This window comes from Algoriphagus locisalis, from assembly GCF_900116615.1.
In the GTDB taxonomy this organism is placed as follows: domain Bacteria; phylum Bacteroidota; class Bacteroidia; order Cytophagales; family Cyclobacteriaceae; genus Algoriphagus; species Algoriphagus locisalis.
Window position 1 is genome coordinate 104939 of record NZ_FPBF01000005.1, and the last position, 16487, is coordinate 121425.

Here is a 16487-nt window from a genome sequence, read left to right on the forward strand (position 1 = left end):
TGAGGATATTGAACTTCTACAACTTACTGCTTACAACATTTTTTCCTTTACCCAAGAACCTCACTTCACAGCCGGTTGAATAATATAGGATCTTACCCCCATCACGATCATTAGCTGTGCGATGGCATAAGTACCCATGATCATCACACTGGCATCAGGAATGGGCTGGTAGAATTTATTCAAGGCGATGATTCCATCGGAAATAAAAAACAAGCTCGCACCTATAAATACCTGCCAAAAAGAAGCGGGGTTGCACCTTCCATAACGCTCTCTAGCCATCGTGAGCATACTTACGATCACGATGATATAGACAATCACAGGGATTTTTAAGGCTCCCAGATTGGGGTTGATCATGTAAAAAACGAATGCTGCTAGGAAATATATCGGCAGGTTGAAAAAGAAAGTTTTGATAAAGTTTACATTCAGAATTGACTCGGTAGGTTTTTGCGCGACCTTAAAACCAATGATGTAGCAGGCTTGTGCCAGAAAAAAAGCCCCAATTCCGTAAATGAAAAGCTCGTCCCACAAAAGGAGGATATCTCCAAGTAGGGAGAAAATCAAAGCCCCTAAAACAGATTTTGCCAGTAAAGTGGAGGAAATGGGTCTGGTAATTTGGTGGAAATAGCCAATTAACCCTACTAGTATCAAAGGTTTAGAGAAAAATCTAAGCTCAATTTTATGCTCTAGGATAAAAGCCATATCGACCAGAGTGGCAAACAAAAACAGGTAAAGCCAGAGTATATTTTTCTTTTTCAAGTTGATGATAATTTTGGGAATTATTCCCACGGTATAATATTCAATTGTAAGGGATCAAAATTCAGAATTTAATGTGGTTAAACAACCATTTTTCATTTTGTTGGATTTTGAGACTTTTTGAAATTTTATTCTAAAATACCAGCAGTTTTTTTAGAATAAGGATGTTGAAAAATTCTTTTTTGGATTAAAGGCAGAATTTTATTCACCTTTCTATGTTATGAAATAGTTAAAATTTGTGAAATTTGTAGAGCAAAACTTAACAGTTTATACCCCTAGTTCAAGGAGGGTCAATTTACCTTTGCAAGTAATATTTTCAAACCAGTTTATATCAAAACGTACAAATTATGAGGCAAAATTTACTTAAAAGCTTGTTTTCACTCGTATTAGTGGTAATAGCCACTATCGGTGTATCTCAGGCACAGGTGACTACGAGTTCCGTAGTTGGTCAAGTAGTTGATGCACAGGGAGAGACACTTCCTGGGGCAAATATTGTTGCAACGCACGTGCCTTCAGGTACTCGTTATGGTGCTGTCACTAACTTAGACGGCCGATTCACTATTCCAAATATGAGAATTGGTGGACCGTACACAATCCAAGTAAGCTTTATTGGATACCAATCTTCTTCCTACAGTGATGTAGTTCTCAGACTTGGTGAGCCTTATTCGCTTTCTGTTACGCTTAATGATGACAGCACTGAACTTGGTGAGGTGATCGTTTCGGCATCAAAATCTTCGGAATTTGACTCTAATAAGACTGGTACTTCTACCAGTATTTCAACAAAGCAGTTGACCGATCTTCCTCAGATCAACAGATCTGTGACTGAGTTTACTCGTTTGACTCCACAGGCAAACGGAACCTCCTTCGCCGGTCGTGACTCTCGTTACAACAACCTTCAGGTAGATGGAGCGAATTTCAACAACGGTTTTGGTTTGAGCAGCAATCCTCTTCCAGGTGGTAATTCTCAACCGATCTCTTTGGATGCGATCGAGCAAATCTCTGTTAACATTGCTCCTTTTGATGTGACGCAATCTGGTTTTACCGGCGCGGGTATCAACGCAGTAACACGTAGCGGTACCAATACATTTACCGGTTCTGCTTATTATTTTCATAAAAACCAGGACTTGCAAGGCAAGAAAATTGGTGATGTTGAGCTAGAAGCAACAGATGCTGCTACCAACAACTTCGGTTTTAGATTGGGTGGTCCAATCATCAAGAACAAATTATTTTTCTTCGTCAATGCAGAAAGAGAAACGAATACAGGGGCAAATGCATCTGGAGCTAATCTTTGGAGAGCTTCTACTGACGGTGTAGCTGATCCGGACAATAACATCGCTAGAACCACAGTAGCGGATCTTGAAGCTGTACAAAGCCACTTGATCAATCAGTGGGGATACGATCCTGGTAGATACCAAGGTTTTGCAAATGAAGCAGAGCAGTATAGCACTAAGTTTTTGGCTAGAATTGACTGGAATATCAGTGACAAGCATAAACTAGCTGTTCGATATAATCAGGTGGTTGGAATTTCCCCACAGATCACAAACGGATCTTCTGGTCCAAGACCTAGAACTCCAGGTTCAGCGCAAAGAGTTAGTCAAAACTCTATTTCTTTTGAAAACGCAGCTTACGGTTTCGAAAATACAGTAAGATCTGTTACAGCTGAACTGAACTCTTACTTCAGCCCTAAGATCTCTAATCAGTTCTTGGCAACTTACTCCAAAATCCAAGATACCAGAACTACTCCAGGTGCTGAATTCCCAATGGTTGATATTTGGGATGGTGGTGGAAGAGGTGATGGTGAATCTAACTACATGTCTTTTGGTACTGAACTATTCTCCTATAACAATGATGTGATAAATGATAACTTCTCATTTATCAACAACCTGACTTATACTGAAGGTCGCCATACCGTCACTGCGGGAGCTGCTTTTGAAATCCAGAAATTCGGTAACTCATTTGTAAGATTAGGTACATCCTATTACAGATATGCTTCTGTGGAAGACTTCCTGACTACGGGTACTCCAAATGAAGTAGCCCCAATCATGTTCGGTTTGACTTATCCTTATGAAGGCCAAGAGACTTATGCAAGAGTAAACTTCGGTTTGGCTTCTCTTTATGCACAGGACAAATTCGCGGTAAATGACCAATTGACTTTGACTTTAGGCCTAAGAGCAGAATTGCCAATTTATTTGAATGATCTTACTCCAAACGAGTCGATCAATGAGCTTACTTTATTGGATACAGAGTATCAGCCGAAAAATTACGATTCAGGAAGCTGGCCTAAATCCCGTGTGATGCTGTCTCCTCGATTTGGATTCAACTATGACGTAATGGGCGATAGAAGCCTAATTGTAAGAGGTGGTACAGGCATTTTCTCTGGTAGAGTTCCATTTGTATGGTTGACGAATATGCCAACTGGAGCTGGTGTTCTTCAAAATAACGTAGAGCCTGGTAGCTATGAAGAAATCGAAGGATGGATAGGCAATGTGACTTTCCAGCCTGAGAAATACTATTATGTAGAAAATCCTCCTGCTGGTGCTGAAAGTGTATTCATCAAAAATCCAACAGAAGGTGCTCCGAACTCTTTCGCTTTGGTTGATACAGATTTCAGAATGCCAATGGTTTGGAGATCAAGTTTGGGTGCTGATTATCAGTTGGGTGATTCTCCTTTTATGTTGACTGCTGATCTCCTTTACACCAAAGACATCAATGGTGTATTCCAGTTCGGAGCGAATAGAGCTATTTCTACTAACACAATGAATAGCGCTGGAGACAACAGAGAAGTTGTTTTGCCGGGTACCAGTGTAGCATATAACCCAGCATTGGGTGCAAATAGTGCGACTATCTTGACTAACACGGATGTGAAAGGCCATGCATTCAGCGCTACCTTAGGTCTGTCAGTTCCTGAGTACAATGGTTTCTCTGGTAGTGTGTTCTACACTTACTCTGCTGCCAAAGAAGTAAGCTCTAACTCGGGATCAAGTGCAAGTTCTGCTTGGGGAGCTTCTCCAAACATCAACTCTCCAAATGATCAGCGTCTGAATATCTCTGATTTTGCGTTGCCAAATAGGATCGTAGGTAACTTGAGCTATAAAATAGAATATACAGCCACTACTTTTGGTGTATATTACACTGGTGGAAACCAAGGAAGACTTTCTTACACGTATGGCAATGATCTAAATGGTGACGGTATCAATGCTGACCTACTATTTATTCCTGAAAACACAGCAGATTTCAACTTTGTTGATATCGTTTCTGACGGTAATGTGGTTTACACAGCACAGCAACAAAGAGATGCTTTTGATCAATATGTTGCAGAGAATGATCTAGAGGAATACAGAGGTGGATATGTGCCAAGAAATGCGATCATCCAGCCATGGTTGAGCAGATTTGATGTAAGAGTTCTACAGGATCTTTTTACTAATTATGGTGAGAAAAAACACAAGGTTCAGCTGAGTTTAGATGTGGTAAACTTTGGTAACTTATTAAATAAGGATTGGGGAATTTCTCAAAGAACAAACGGATCGCAGAACCTTCTTTCTCGCTCTGGAGCAGTTAGTGCAAATCCTAACTATGTGATGAATCAGGTTTCTGGTGAACTACCTACTTCACTATACCAAAATGTAAGTAACTTCTCTACTACCTGGAGCATGCAGATAGGTTTGAGATACATCTTCTAAGAACATAATTTCAATAGTCTAAAAGCACCTCATTCTTGGGGTGCTTTTTTTGTTTATTCTGTGCGTATTTTATTATTTTAAGGGAATAAAATTTTAAGACTATGGAGAAAAAGTTACTGTTTTTAGCATTTGTTTTCGCGATCTTCTTTGAATCCGCTGCTCAGACGGATTCACTTTTGTTGAGTAATGGCAATCTGATCGTTGGCGAAATAAAAAGTATGGATAAAGGGGTCTTGACGATTGAGACGGACTATTCGGATTCAGATTTCAAAGTCACCTGGGGTGAGATAAGAAAACTTACCTCCAAGACGAAATACCTGATTACACTTTCTAACGGCAAACGCTATAACGGTACGCTGAATAGCATTGACAGCATACAAGCTGAGATAGACACCTATGATCCGGAAAACATTATTCGAAGTATCCGAGGAAGAAAGGCTGAAACAGAGCAGCCAATCGGTGGCAAAGAGCTGGTCAATTTATCAGAAATCGTATATCTCAATGCGTTGGATGAGGGTTTCTGGAGCAGGCTTTCTGCCAATATTGATTTAGGTTGGAGCCTGACGAGAGCAAATAATCTAAGGCAGTTTAACGTGAGGTCTGGGCTTGGTTACCTTGCTGATCGGTGGAAGGCAAGCGCTTCCTACAACTCACTGAGATCTACTCAGGATGAAGTGGAGGATGTCAAGCGTACAGATGGTAGCTTTGCCTTCAACTATTTTCTACCGAAAGATTGGTTCTTGTTGTACAATTTCACTTACCTGTCCAACACCGAGCAGTTGATCAGAAGTCGGGTAGGTAACCAGATCGGTTTGGGTAAATATCTAATCCACACCAACAAAACCTATTTCGGTTTTCAGACAGGTGTCAACTTAAACTCTGAATCCTATTTCGATGATACGCCTTCCAGGAATTCCGGGGAAGCCATGATAGGTGCAGAGCTGAATCTATACGACATTGGAGATTTGACCTTGCTTACTAACTTGATGGCCTATCCAAGTTTGACCGAATCAAATCGATTCAGAACGGATTTTAAACTAGACGTGAAATACGATTTCTTGGATGATTTCTATGTGAAAGTAGGTACTACGATGAACTTTGATAATCAGCCAATTGAAGGGGCAACTAAACTCGATTATATCTTTCAGACCACAGTGGGTTGGGAGCTCTAAATTTTCATAAAATTCACTCTTTTCAAATATGCCCGATATCAGCGATGATGTCGGGCATTCTAGATTCTGATTAAACGCTTCTTTTCCAGTAGATTACAGTGGCCTCGACTTCGCTCGGCCACCGGATTTTCCCCGCCTTCCCAAAAACCAAAACTAATGGGCACCTATCGAAGTCGAGGTGAAGCTTAATGGAATTTGGCTACTGGCAGAATTGCGTATATCTGTTATATAGAATATGTATATCCGCAATTGCACCCGTAAAAGGTAAAAAGCGACTTAATGTATGTAAACACTAGCATTGCTGGTACTTCAGCCTGTCCTGCCACTGCGGGAGTCATCCGTCATCCCCGCCTGCCATCGGGCAGGGGTCTTCCAGCCTGATAAGCAAAGTAAAAGAGGTCACTGGCATCATTGCGGATAATCAGATAATAGAAAATGTAAATTCGCTTTTCTGCCAGAAAGGAGCTCAAAGCAATCTAAGATGTTTTAAACTTAAAAATTGAGGCTACTTAAGCCTGTCCCGCCAATGCGGGAGTCTTCGGTCATCCCCGCCTGCCATCGGGCAGGGGTCTTCCAGCCTGATAAGCAAAGTAAAAGAGGTCACTGGCATCATTGCGGATAATCAGATAATAGATTAAAGTATCCTATATTTTTTCCATTGGTGGTGAAGATTTACCTTTCAGTATGTTTTGTTACTTTTTAGTGCAATTACTGAGTTATTTTTGAATTCTGACAACCTTAAGAATGATCCCGAGGTTAACCTACCATGTTGTACTATAAGATATTTTCTCATTCGGTGAGTAAGGAATGGGTCGTGTTTATTCATGGTGCAGGAGGATCCTCTGCGGTATGGTTTAAGCAGTTGAAGGATTTCAGGGAAAAGTATAACCTCTTACTGATAGATCTTCGGGGGCACGGCAAGTCAGCCGACCTGCCTCAGCAGATTTATAACGAGGAATATACCTTCAAAGGAGTCACCAATGACGTCATTGAAGTGTTGGATTACCTGAGTATTCCTCCGGCTCATTTTATGGGTGTTTCTCTGGGGACTATTATAGTTCGACAGTTGGCAGAGCTGGAGCAGTGGCGAGTGAAATCACTGATTCTGGCCGGAGCAGTGACCCGATTGACCGTTCAATCCAGGATTCTCGTGACACTTGGGAGTACATTCAAACGGGTGATCCCTTACATGTGGCTTTACCGCTTGTTTGCCTTTGTGATCTTACCTCGTAAGCAGCATGCCGAATCCAGAAATTTGTTTGTCAGAGAGGCTCAAAAACTTTGTCAGAAAGAGTTTATCCGCTGGTTTCAATTGACCAAGGATATTAACCCTCTTCTGAACTATTTTAAAGAATCTGATCTGGGAATCCCCACCCTGTATGTCATGGGAGATCAGGATGTGATGTTTCTGGAGCCGGTTAAGAAAATTATTAAAACACATAAAAACTCAGTATTGAAGATTTTGAATAAATGTGGACATGTAGTGAACGTGGAAAAACCTGAAGAATTTAACAGGCTTTCACTCGCATTTCTCCAAAATCAGCCTATTTAAGTCCATTACTTTTCTACATGAAGAAGCAAACAAAAGTCATATTGATCATTGCAGTACTTGTGATTGCCGCAGCTGCATATTTCTATCCTCGATTAGATACCCGCAAGAGCAATGATACTGGAGTAGCTTCCGTGGGAGCCAGTCCTGGAGCTCCAGCTACTCTTCCTGTGAAAGTGGTGAAGCTTCAGCGCGAGACGCTCAGAAATCAGCTATCGATCACCGGTACCATCATTCCTAATGAATCGGTAGATCTCCGTTCGGAAATTTCCGGTTTGGTTACCAAAATTGCCTTCAAGGAAGGGGAGTATGTCAGCAAAGGCACACCGCTGGTGTATCTAAATGACGACGAGCTTCAGGCACAATTCCAGCGGCTGGAATACACTCAGAAACTTTTTGAAAGCCAGGAAAACAGACAGAAACAACTTTTGGCCAGAGAAGCAATTTCACAGGAGGAATATGATATCGTCCTGAACCAGTACAATACCACACTTTCGGATCTGAAACTGGTGGAAGCGCAACTTTCCAAGACAGTTATCAGGGCTCCTTTCAATGGGATTTTGGGTTTGAGACAAATCAGTGAGGGCTCGGTAATCGGGACAGCAGATGTTATTGCCAATTTCGTGAATATTGATCCGATCAAAATAGAGTTTTCCATCCCTGAGCGCTATGCAAATCAAGTTTCGGTTGGCTCCCCAATCTTTTTTACCAATGAATCTTCTCCAGAAGAAGTGCAAGGAAAAGTCTATGCCTTCGAGCCACAGATAGATGCTGCTACACGTACCCTGAAACTACGGGCAGAAAGTCCCAATAAGGAGCGGAAATATTTGCCGGGCATGTTTGTAAGGATCCGTTTTGTATTAGATGAAGTTGAAGATGCCCTGATGGTGCCTTCAGAATCTGTAATCCCTGAGCTGCAGGGTTATAAGGTTTTCGTAGTCGGTGCTGATAATAAAGCTGAGGAACGCTCGGTAGAGATCGGTACCCGTACAGAATCCCACGTGCAGATCATATCTGGTCTGAAAGAGGGTGATCTGGTGCTCACCACAGGTGTTTTGCAAGCAAGTACAGGAACTCCTGTAGAATTCACCCAAATCAACTAACATGGCTAGCTTATCCAATATAAGTGTAAACAGGCCGGTATTGGCTATCGTGATGTCTCTGGTCATCATGCTTTTTGGTGCCATTGGTATTTCCCTGTTGGGAATCCGGGAATTCCCGAGTGTGGATCCTCCAGTCATCAACGTAAGGACCACTTACGTAGGAGCGAATGCGGATGTAATCGAGGCGCAGATCACCGAGCCACTCGAAGAAGCGATTAACGGCATCCAAGGGATTAAATCATTGACCTCTACCAGTAATGATGGAGGGAGTAGCATTACGGTAGAGTTTGATGTGGGGGCTGATCTGGAAGCTGCCGCAAATGATGTACGTGACAAGGTCTCCGGCGCACAGCGAAACCTACCTCCTGATGCTGAGCCACCTGTTGTTTCCAAAGCCGATGCTGACTCGGAACCCATCGTATTCCTGAATGTGAAAAGTGACGAGAGAAGTCTTCTGGATCTCTCAGATATTGCGGAAAATATTTTCAAAGAAAGACTTCAGACCATACCGGGTGTCAGCAGGGTGCAGATCTGGGGGGAAAAAGAATATGCGATCCGACTCCGAATGGATCCGCTGAAAATGGCCTCTTATGGAGTTACTCCCTTGGATGTGCTTTCTAAAGTACAAAGTGAAAACGTGGAATTGCCTTCGGGAAAAATAGAAGGTGAGACCATCGAGCTTTCTGTGCGTACCAAAAGTAGGCTGAGTACTCCTCAGGAATTCAATGATTTGATCATCAAAGAAGATCAAAACAACATTGTCCGATTCCAGGATGTAGGAAAAGCGGAGCTGGCAGCACTCAATGAACGTAGTATCCTGAAGCGTGACGGCGTGCCTATGGTCGGCGTAGTCTTGGTTCCTCTTCCGGGATCAAACAGTATAGAGATTGCCGACGAGTTCTACAGAAGGTTGGAATTTATCGAGAAGGATCTCCCTGAGGATGTGGGGTTAGAGATTGGGTTTGACAAGACTAGTTATATCCGAAGTTCTATATCGGAGGTGAAAGAGACGATCATCACGGCCTTTGTTCTTGTTGTTGCCATTATCTTCTTATTCTTAAGGGATTGGAGAACCACCTTCATTCCTGTATTGACTATTCCTATATCCTTGATTGGGGTGTTCTTTGTGATGTACCTCATGGATTTTTCCATCAATGTACTGACACTCCTAGGTATAGTTCTCTCGATAGGGCTAGTCGTCGATGATGCTATTGTGGTATTGGAAAATATTTATTCCCGAATCGAGAAAGGGGAAAACCCTCAGGAAGCAGCTGAAAAGGGATCTGAAGAGATTTTCTTCGCAGTTATAGCCACCACAGTAGCGCTAGCTGCAGTTTTCTTGCCGGTAATATTCCTGACAGGAACTACCGGTCGTTTGTTCCGTGAATTCGGGATAGTGGTAGCTGGAGCGGTGATTATTTCCTCTTTTGTGGCCTTGACCATGACTCCTATGCTGAGTGCGAAGTTTCTGAAGAAACGGGAGAAGCATAATCGCTTTTATAATTTCACTGAGCCGGGATTTGTATGGATTAATGATAAATATGATCGTGCCCTTGGCTGGTTTATGCAGTTCCGTTGGGTTTCTTTCGTGATGATTGCGATCATGGGTTTTGGTATCTATTGGCTGTTCAACGAAATTCCTACCGAATTGGCACCTACTGAAGATAGAGGAGAAATCGTCATCCGAATGAATGGTCCAGAAGGAGCTACTTTTAGTTACATGGATCAGATAATTGATCAGATGGTAGCAGATTTTAAAGCTGACTACCCCAAAGATGAAGTAAGAGGTATGGTTTCGGTGACCTCTCCAGGTTTTGGATCTTCTAGTACCAACTCCGGTTTTGTGCGATTCATACTTTCAGATGCAGAAAATAGAGAGAAGTCCCAAGGAGAATATTTCAATGAGATAAACCAAAAACTCAAGAAATATACCGGAGTGAAGGCCTTTGCTTCCCAGGCGCAATCCATTGGAAACAGCCGTGGTGGTCTTCCGGTACAGTATGTGTTGCAGGCGCCTACATTGGATAAGCTGAAGGAGGTCATTCCTACTTTTATGGCGGAAGTTGACAAGAGTCCTATCTTTATTTTCTCCGATATCAACCTGAAATTTACCAAGCCAGAACTGGAGATCGAAATCGATAGAGCAAAAGCCAGGAATATTGGAGTATCGATTCAGGAAATCGCCAGAACATTGCAATTATCCTATTCAGGACAGCGATTTGCTTACTTTATCAAAAACGGAAAGCAGTATCAGGTAGTGGGAGAAATGCGGTTGGAAGATAGAAATGAACCTGTGAACCTGAGAATGTTATATGTACGTGCCGAAAATGGCTCCTTGGTGCAGCTAGACAACTTGGTAACGGTCACAGAAAAAAGTACGCCTCCGCAATTGTATCGTTTCAACCGTTTCGTAGCGGGCACAGTTTCGGCTAACCTTGCCGAAGGATACACAATCGGAGACGGCTTGGACGAAATGGATAGAATAGCCGCCGAAGTATTGGATGATTCCTTCACCACAGATGTGTCAGGTCCTTCTAAGGAATTCAGAGAGAGTTCAAACAGCTTGCTTTTTGCATTCCTGTTTGCCTTGATCCTAATATACCTTGTGCTATCGGCACAGTTTGAAAGCTTCCTGGATCCACTGACGATCATGTTCACGGTGCCATTGGCACTGTTTGGGGCACTGTTTACCTTGTGGTTGTTTGGTTTTACCCTGAATATTTTCAGCCAGATCGGTATTATTATGTTGATAGGTTTGGTAACTAAAAACGGGATTCTGATTGTGGAATTTGCCAACCAGCGAAAAGCCACCGGCATGTCCATCGAGGAGGCGATTTATGGAGCTGCAGTTGCCAGATTCAGACCGATTCTGATGACCAGTTTATCTACAATTTTGGGGATTTTACCAATCGCTCTGGGATTAGGTGCAGGTGCAGAAAGTAGGGTTCCAATGGGTGCGGCTGTAATCGGTGGATTGACCTTCGCTACTATTTTGACGCTTTTCGTGATCCCAGCTATTTATACTTATCTCACTTCCAAAGAAGGAAGATTAGCCAGAATTTAATGAAGAAATTTAGCCTATTGCTCTTATTGAGCATTATTGCCACAAGCCTATTTGCCCAAAGTAATGAATCTCTGGATTTGGAGAAGGCGATCACCATAGGTCTGGAGAAAAATCTGGATATCAAAATCGCCGTGGAGACGGTGGAAATTCAGGAGGGAAACGAAAGAATCGGTACGGGTGATTACCTCATGCCGATTGTGGATGCTACTTATACCAGGTCTTTCAGTACGGAAGATGTGGAGCAGGTATTTGCTACAGATCCAGAACCTCGGACTATTGACAATGCGCAGTCCAGGTCGAAGAATTTTAGCGTAGTAGGCATTTATGGATTTCGTCCGGAGAGTTTCATTGTGATGAAAAGACTGGGGGTTCTGACAGAAATATCCGAATTGGATGCCAAGATCGCTGTGGAAAACACCGTGGCAAATATTTCATCAGCTTACTATCGCTTAGTGTTGGAGTTGCAGCGATACGAGGTATTGAAGCGAACGCTGGAACTCAGTCAGGCCAGATTGGACATCGCAGAAGCTCAGTATTCTCTAGGAGGGGCAGGAAAGCGTGACTTTCTTACTGCGGAAGTGGATTACAATTCCGATCTAAGCTTGGTACTTGGACAGGAACAGGTCATCCAAAATGCCCGGGTAAATCTAAACGAATTGATGGCCTTAAATCCTGAAGAGCAATTCCTGGTCAATGATACGATCACGGTGGGAGAGCCCTTGCTTCTGCAAAATCTGGTGGAAAATGCATTCCTTGAAAACAAAACCTACCTCATTACCCAGCGTCAGGAAAATGTAGCCTTTCTGCAATTGAAGGAATTACGGGCAAGCAGACTTCCTGTTATCAATTTGAATGCAACCTACGCTACCAATACTTCCAATTCTGATGCAGGGATTCTAATCCAAAATCAGCGTTCAGGATTCAACTACGGTGGAAATATTGCCTTGAATGTATTCAACGGATTTACCCTAAATAGGAGAATCCAGAATGCCAAGGTTCAGCAGAAGATCCAAGGCTTTGCGGTAGATCAATACGAGATTCAGCTTCGCTCTGATATTCATCGGGCTTTCAATACTTATATCACCAATCGCAACTTGCTTGAGGTGGAGCAGAAGAATTATGCTGTGGCAAAAGAAAGCTCTGAAATCGCATTGGAAAGATTCAGATTGGGGATTGCTTCCTATCTTGAATTCCGGGATGCACAGGTGAATTTGCTTACTGCGGAGAACAGGTTGATCACTTCTATTTTCAACATAAAGGAGCAGGAAATCGAATTGAGACGGCTTTCGGGGAAGATTTTCTTTGACAACAGTTTTGAGGAATTGAACCTGCCCACAGAAGATTAATACTGAAATGAAGTCTGCACTTGTAGCCTTCAATTTTTTAGTTGCTTTTTTTAGCGAATGCTTTATTTTTCTTTTGGCACAGCGTTTGCCAAAAGGGCATTCGTGTAACATCCAGAGTCTGACGGCTCTAGTGAATGAAAAAAGCATTAATACTACTTTCCTCTATAGCGATCCTTCTTCTCTTCGGTGTGCAATGCACATTTATAGAGAAGAACTTTGGCTCTCTTTCCAAGAAGGAAACCTACATACTTGATCTTCCTGGCATACAAAACAGGGGTTTTATCAGAGCTGCAGTTGACAATAATTCCACAGGTTATTACATCTACCGTGGGCGCAGAATGGGCTATGAATATGAGCTACTCCGCGATCTTGCGAAGCGTCTAAATGTGCAGTTGCATTTGGTTATGGTTTCAGATATCGATCGAGCCTTTGATTACCTCAAGGAGGGAAAGGTGGATTTGATTGCGATGAATCTTGAAAAAAGTAGTGAGCGCTCGGATAATACATCTTTTTCACACCCTCTTGGTAAAATGAATACCGTGCTGGTGGGAAATGAAAACTCCGGTAAAATCACTTCCTGGGAACACCTCTCATCAGATACAATTTACGTACGGGAAGGGGCAGTGTACAAAAATCAACTATGCCATTTGAAGGATTCTCTTCAGTTAAATTATACCATCATCACTACTCCCGAGCATGAGGAAATCCTGATCGATAAAGTGGCTGAAGGTGAAATAAAATGGACGATTGCCGATCAGAATATTGCACAAGCCAATGCGACCTACTATGGTGGACTGGATATTTCTTGGAAAGTTCAGAAAGAAGGAGACGTTTCTTGGGTCGTGCGGGAAAACTCCCCAAAGCTTCTAAGCTCCTTAAATACCTGGTTGGAGGATAAGCAAAAGCGCTTTATCCCTGATCTATATGCTAAATACTTCTTAACTCCAAAAAACAGTTATTTCAGAAGTAATAGCCCATTTTCTTCGCTGGCAGGAAATCAGATTTCTGTTTACGATGAGATCATCAAAGATGGTGCAGAGCAGTTAGGTTGGGATTGGCGATTACTTGCTTCCTTGGTTTACAAAGAATCCAGGTTTGATACCGTTGCGACTTCCTATGCCGGAGCAAAAGGATTGCTGCAATTAATGCCGGTAACCCTAGAGCGATTTGGAGTGGAAAACCCTAATGATCCTTCAGAATCTTTAATGGGTGGAGTTCGGTATTTGAGGTACTTGGATAAGTTCTGGATGGAAAGAGTGCCCGATACTTCTGAGCGTCTGAAATTCGTATTGGCTTCCTATAACATAGGCCATGGTCATGTGGAAGATGCCTGGAGATTGACTTTGAAATATGGTAAAAACACCCAGTCTTGGGCTTCCGTTTCAGAGTTTTTAGAGCTAAAAAGCGATCCCGATTATTACCGGGATCCTATTGTCAAAAGTGGCTTCGCCAAAGGGCATTTGGCTGTGAACTATGTCAAAGACGTGATGAGTGTGTTCGAATCTTATAAAGCGCTCGTAGAACCTTAAGTTCCTTCGAGAAGCTATCCCGCCGTGATCTGTGTCACACAGACCATTCTAAAATTGAATTCAGTAAGTGACTAGAGGTGGGTTAAGCTCCCTCGTGCAGCTCAAACATCGCTTCCACTTCCACTGGAATATTATCCGGTAGGGTTCCCATGCCCACAGCGGATCGTACTCCGATCCCATTTTCCTCTCCCCAAACGGCTGCAAATAATTCACTACAGCCATTGATCACATATGGGTGACGCTCAAAAGTAGAGACACAATTTACCATTCCCAGCACTTTGATCACACGCTTCACCCGATTCAGCGAGCCTAGATTTGCTTTGATAGTAGCGAGCATGGCTAGGCCAACCTGTCTAGCCGCTAGTTTTCCTTCTTCTATATCAAGGTCTTGCCCTATTCTTCCCATGATGAGGCTACCGTCATCCTGCACAGTGCCATGGCCTGAGAGGTACAAATATTTACCGTCAATAAGACAAGGTTTATAAACGCCGAGTGGTTTGGGCGCTGGAGGTAGGTTAAGTCCGAGTTTGGAGAAATTGCTTTCTGGAGATTCCATAGTTGGTGATTTTTTGAAATTAAAATTTTTGATTATCCGCAATCTTGCCAGTCACCTTTGATTATCCGCTTATCTGGTCGGAAGACCGATGACCGAAGACTCCCGCATTGGCGGGACAGGCTGAAGTGGCCTCAATCCTTAAGTTTAATATACCCTATATTGCTTTTGCCTCCTTTCTTGCAGAAAAGCGGATATAAATATTAAAATTATATGAAATCGAGCATGAACCAAAACGACACACAAAGGTATAATTGTAACGCATGCGAAGATTCCATATGGCCTTTGAAAATTAATTATAATCATATGAAAATATCGAGTATCAGCACTCCGACTAAGCCCGAAACCGCAACAATGGTTTCCATCACCGACCAGGACTTGATCGTATCCTTGATGCTTACGTTGAAAAACTCCTTGTACATCCAGAATCCTGCATCGTTGAAATGCGAAAACATCAGACTTCCTGCGCCTATGGACAATACCAAAAGGTTAGGATCCACATTCATGGTGGTGACCAAAGGAGCAATAATCCCGGCTGTAGTCAGCCCAGCTACAGTTGCTGAGCCTACACAAACCCGGATAATAGCGGTAATGATCCAAGCCAAAATAAGTGGATGAATATCCCAGCTCTGCAACCCTTCTGCGATCACTAAACTAACGCCAGTATCAGTGAAGATTTGTTTCAATGCTCCAGCCCCAGCTACGATCAATAGAATCATGGCAATGTCCTTGGTTGCTACGGTATAGAGATCCATGATTTGTTTCATGGAGAAATTACGTTTTATACCCAGAGTATAGGTGGCTATCAGCACAGAGACCAACATCACCATGCCGGGATCTGCTACGAAAGCAACTAGGGGCGCTAAGCTGCTTTCTGGGGAAATATTCAGATTCAGAGCGGTGGTCGCAACCAAAAGGAATACCGGGAGAAGTGCAGTAAAGAAGCTGTTTGCAGTAGAAGGAAGTTCGGATTCAGGCTTGGTTTCTGCTTGGAAAGTCTTCAGAGGCTCTGCTTTCATATTCTTCAGTGTTCTGGCGAAAATCGGCCCTGCGAGCCCAATAGTAGGAATCGCTATCATAAATCCGTACAGGAGAGTCAAGCCCATATTGGCATCAAACTGAGCCACCAAAGCAGCGGGTGATGGATGCGGGGGCAAAAAACCATGTGTCACCGAAAGTGCCGCCAAAAGCGGGATGCCTACATAGACAGCTGAGATTTTATATTGATAAGCAACAGTAAAAGCCAAAGGAACTAGTAGCACAAATCCTACATTATAGAATAAGGGAATTCCCACGACCAAACCCGTGATGGACATGGCCCAGGTGATGTGCTTTTGCCCGAAAACCTTCATCAGGAAACCCGCGATGCGCTGGGCAGCACCCGATTCCGCCACCAACTTGCCGAGCATAGCACCCATCACGATCACGATCACCAAATCTCCAAGCAAGCCGCCCATGCCCCGCTGCACCGATCCTGCTATCTGATCTGCAGGCAGCCCCAGCAAAAAACCCGCAGCGATAGAAGCGATCAAAAAGGCCAAAAAAGGATTAAGCTTAGCCCAGACAATCAGTAGCACAAGGATCGCTATACTGAGCAATACAAGAAGAATGGTCATAAGAAAAGGTTGGGTTTAGCTGGCTAAGATAAAAAACATTGGCGGATTAGGGTTTTGCGAAAGGAGTTTGTTGTGAAAAAGGATTGAATAGTCTTCAGTCGCAGTGATCAGTCTCAGAAGTT

General features: G+C 43.0%; 10 protein-coding genes. 7 read left to right on the forward strand and 3 right to left on the reverse strand.

Annotated features, from left to right (window positions below; translation table 11 throughout):
• Positions 1–60 precede the first annotated feature (60 nt).
• Positions 61–756, reverse strand: a complete 696-nt coding sequence (locus tag BM386_RS14555; protein ID WP_091696127.1) for a lysoplasmalogenase — start codon at positions 754–756, stop codon at positions 61–63.
• Between the two features lie 344 nt (positions 757–1100).
• Here BM386_RS14555 and BM386_RS14560 point away from each other — a divergent pair, with 344 nt between their 5' ends.
• From BM386_RS14560 to BM386_RS14590, 7 genes are all read left to right on the forward strand, one after another.
• Positions 1101–4433, forward strand: a complete 3333-nt coding sequence (locus BM386_RS14560) for a TonB-dependent receptor (RefSeq protein WP_091695638.1) — start codon at positions 1101–1103, stop codon at positions 4431–4433.
• 101 nt (positions 4434–4534) lie between these two features.
• Positions 4535–5605, forward strand: coding sequence for a DUF481 domain-containing protein (locus tag BM386_RS14565; RefSeq protein ID WP_091695640.1), 1071 nt, complete (start codon positions 4535–4537; stop codon positions 5603–5605).
• 766 nt (positions 5606–6371) lie between these two features.
• Positions 6372–7157 carry an alpha/beta fold hydrolase gene (locus BM386_RS14570; protein ID WP_091695641.1) on the forward strand — a complete coding sequence of 262 codons (786 nt, stop codon included), beginning with the start codon at positions 6372–6374 and terminating at the stop codon, positions 7155–7157.
• A 17-nt stretch (positions 7158–7174) separates the two neighbouring features.
• Positions 7175–8257, forward strand: a complete 1083-nt coding sequence (locus tag BM386_RS14575) for an efflux RND transporter periplasmic adaptor subunit (RefSeq protein ID WP_091695643.1) — start codon at positions 7175–7177, stop codon at positions 8255–8257.
• A gap of 1 nt (position 8258) precedes the next feature.
• Positions 8259–11321 carry an efflux RND transporter permease subunit gene (locus BM386_RS14580; RefSeq protein ID WP_091695644.1) on the forward strand — a complete coding sequence of 1021 codons (3063 nt, stop codon included), beginning with the start codon at positions 8259–8261 and terminating at the stop codon, positions 11319–11321.
• Entirely contained in the window at positions 11321–12667 is a 1347-nt protein-coding gene (locus tag BM386_RS14585) for a TolC family protein (RefSeq protein ID WP_091695646.1), read from the forward strand. Before BM386_RS14580 ends, BM386_RS14585 begins: the two co-directional genes overlap by 1 nt.
• A 134-nt stretch (positions 12668–12801) precedes the next feature.
• Positions 12802–14196, forward strand: a complete 1395-nt coding sequence (locus BM386_RS14590) for an MltF family protein (RefSeq protein ID WP_091695648.1) — start codon at positions 12802–12804, stop codon at positions 14194–14196.
• An 82-nt stretch (positions 14197–14278) separates the two neighbouring features.
• Here BM386_RS14590 and BM386_RS14595 read toward each other — a convergent pair whose 3' ends face one another.
• Both BM386_RS14595 and BM386_RS14600 read right to left on the reverse strand, forming a co-directional pair.
• Positions 14279–14752 (reverse strand): RidA family protein, encoded by a 474-nt coding sequence (locus tag BM386_RS14595; protein WP_091695649.1) that lies wholly within the window; start codon positions 14750–14752, stop codon positions 14279–14281.
• 299 nt (positions 14753–15051) lie between these two features.
• Positions 15052–16365, reverse strand: a complete 1314-nt coding sequence (locus BM386_RS14600; protein WP_091695651.1) for a GntT/GntP/DsdX family permease — start codon at positions 16363–16365, stop codon at positions 15052–15054.
• Positions 16366–16487: the final 122 nt, after the last annotated feature.

What these genes read in the sequence shown, in the direction of transcription:
- BM386_RS14560 (WP_091695638.1), top strand. Translation starts at nt 1,101, where the DNA reads ATGAGGCAAAATTTACTTAAAAGCTTGTTTTCACTCGTATTAGTGGTA.
- BM386_RS14565 (WP_091695640.1), top strand. Translation starts at nt 4,535, where the DNA reads ATGGAGAAAAAGTTACTGTTTTTAGCATTTGTTTTCGCGATCTTCTTT.
- BM386_RS14570 (WP_091695641.1), top strand. Translation starts at nt 6,372, where the DNA reads ATGTTGTACTATAAGATATTTTCTCATTCGGTGAGTAAGGAATGGGTC.
- BM386_RS14575 (WP_091695643.1), top strand. Translation starts at nt 7,175, where the DNA reads ATGAAGAAGCAAACAAAAGTCATATTGATCATTGCAGTACTTGTGATT.
- BM386_RS14580 (WP_091695644.1), top strand. Translation starts at nt 8,259, where the DNA reads ATGGCTAGCTTATCCAATATAAGTGTAAACAGGCCGGTATTGGCTATC.
- BM386_RS14585 (WP_091695646.1), top strand. Translation starts at nt 11,321, where the DNA reads ATGAAGAAATTTAGCCTATTGCTCTTATTGAGCATTATTGCCACAAGC.
- BM386_RS14590 (WP_091695648.1), top strand. Translation starts at nt 12,802, where the DNA reads ATGAAAAAAGCATTAATACTACTTTCCTCTATAGCGATCCTTCTTCTC.
- BM386_RS14595 (WP_091695649.1), bottom strand. Translation starts at nt 14,752, where the DNA reads ATGGAATCTCCAGAAAGCAATTTCTCCAAACTCGGACTTAACCTACCT.
- BM386_RS14600 (WP_091695651.1), bottom strand. Translation starts at nt 16,365, where the DNA reads ATGACCATTCTTCTTGTATTGCTCAGTATAGCGATCCTTGTGCTACTG.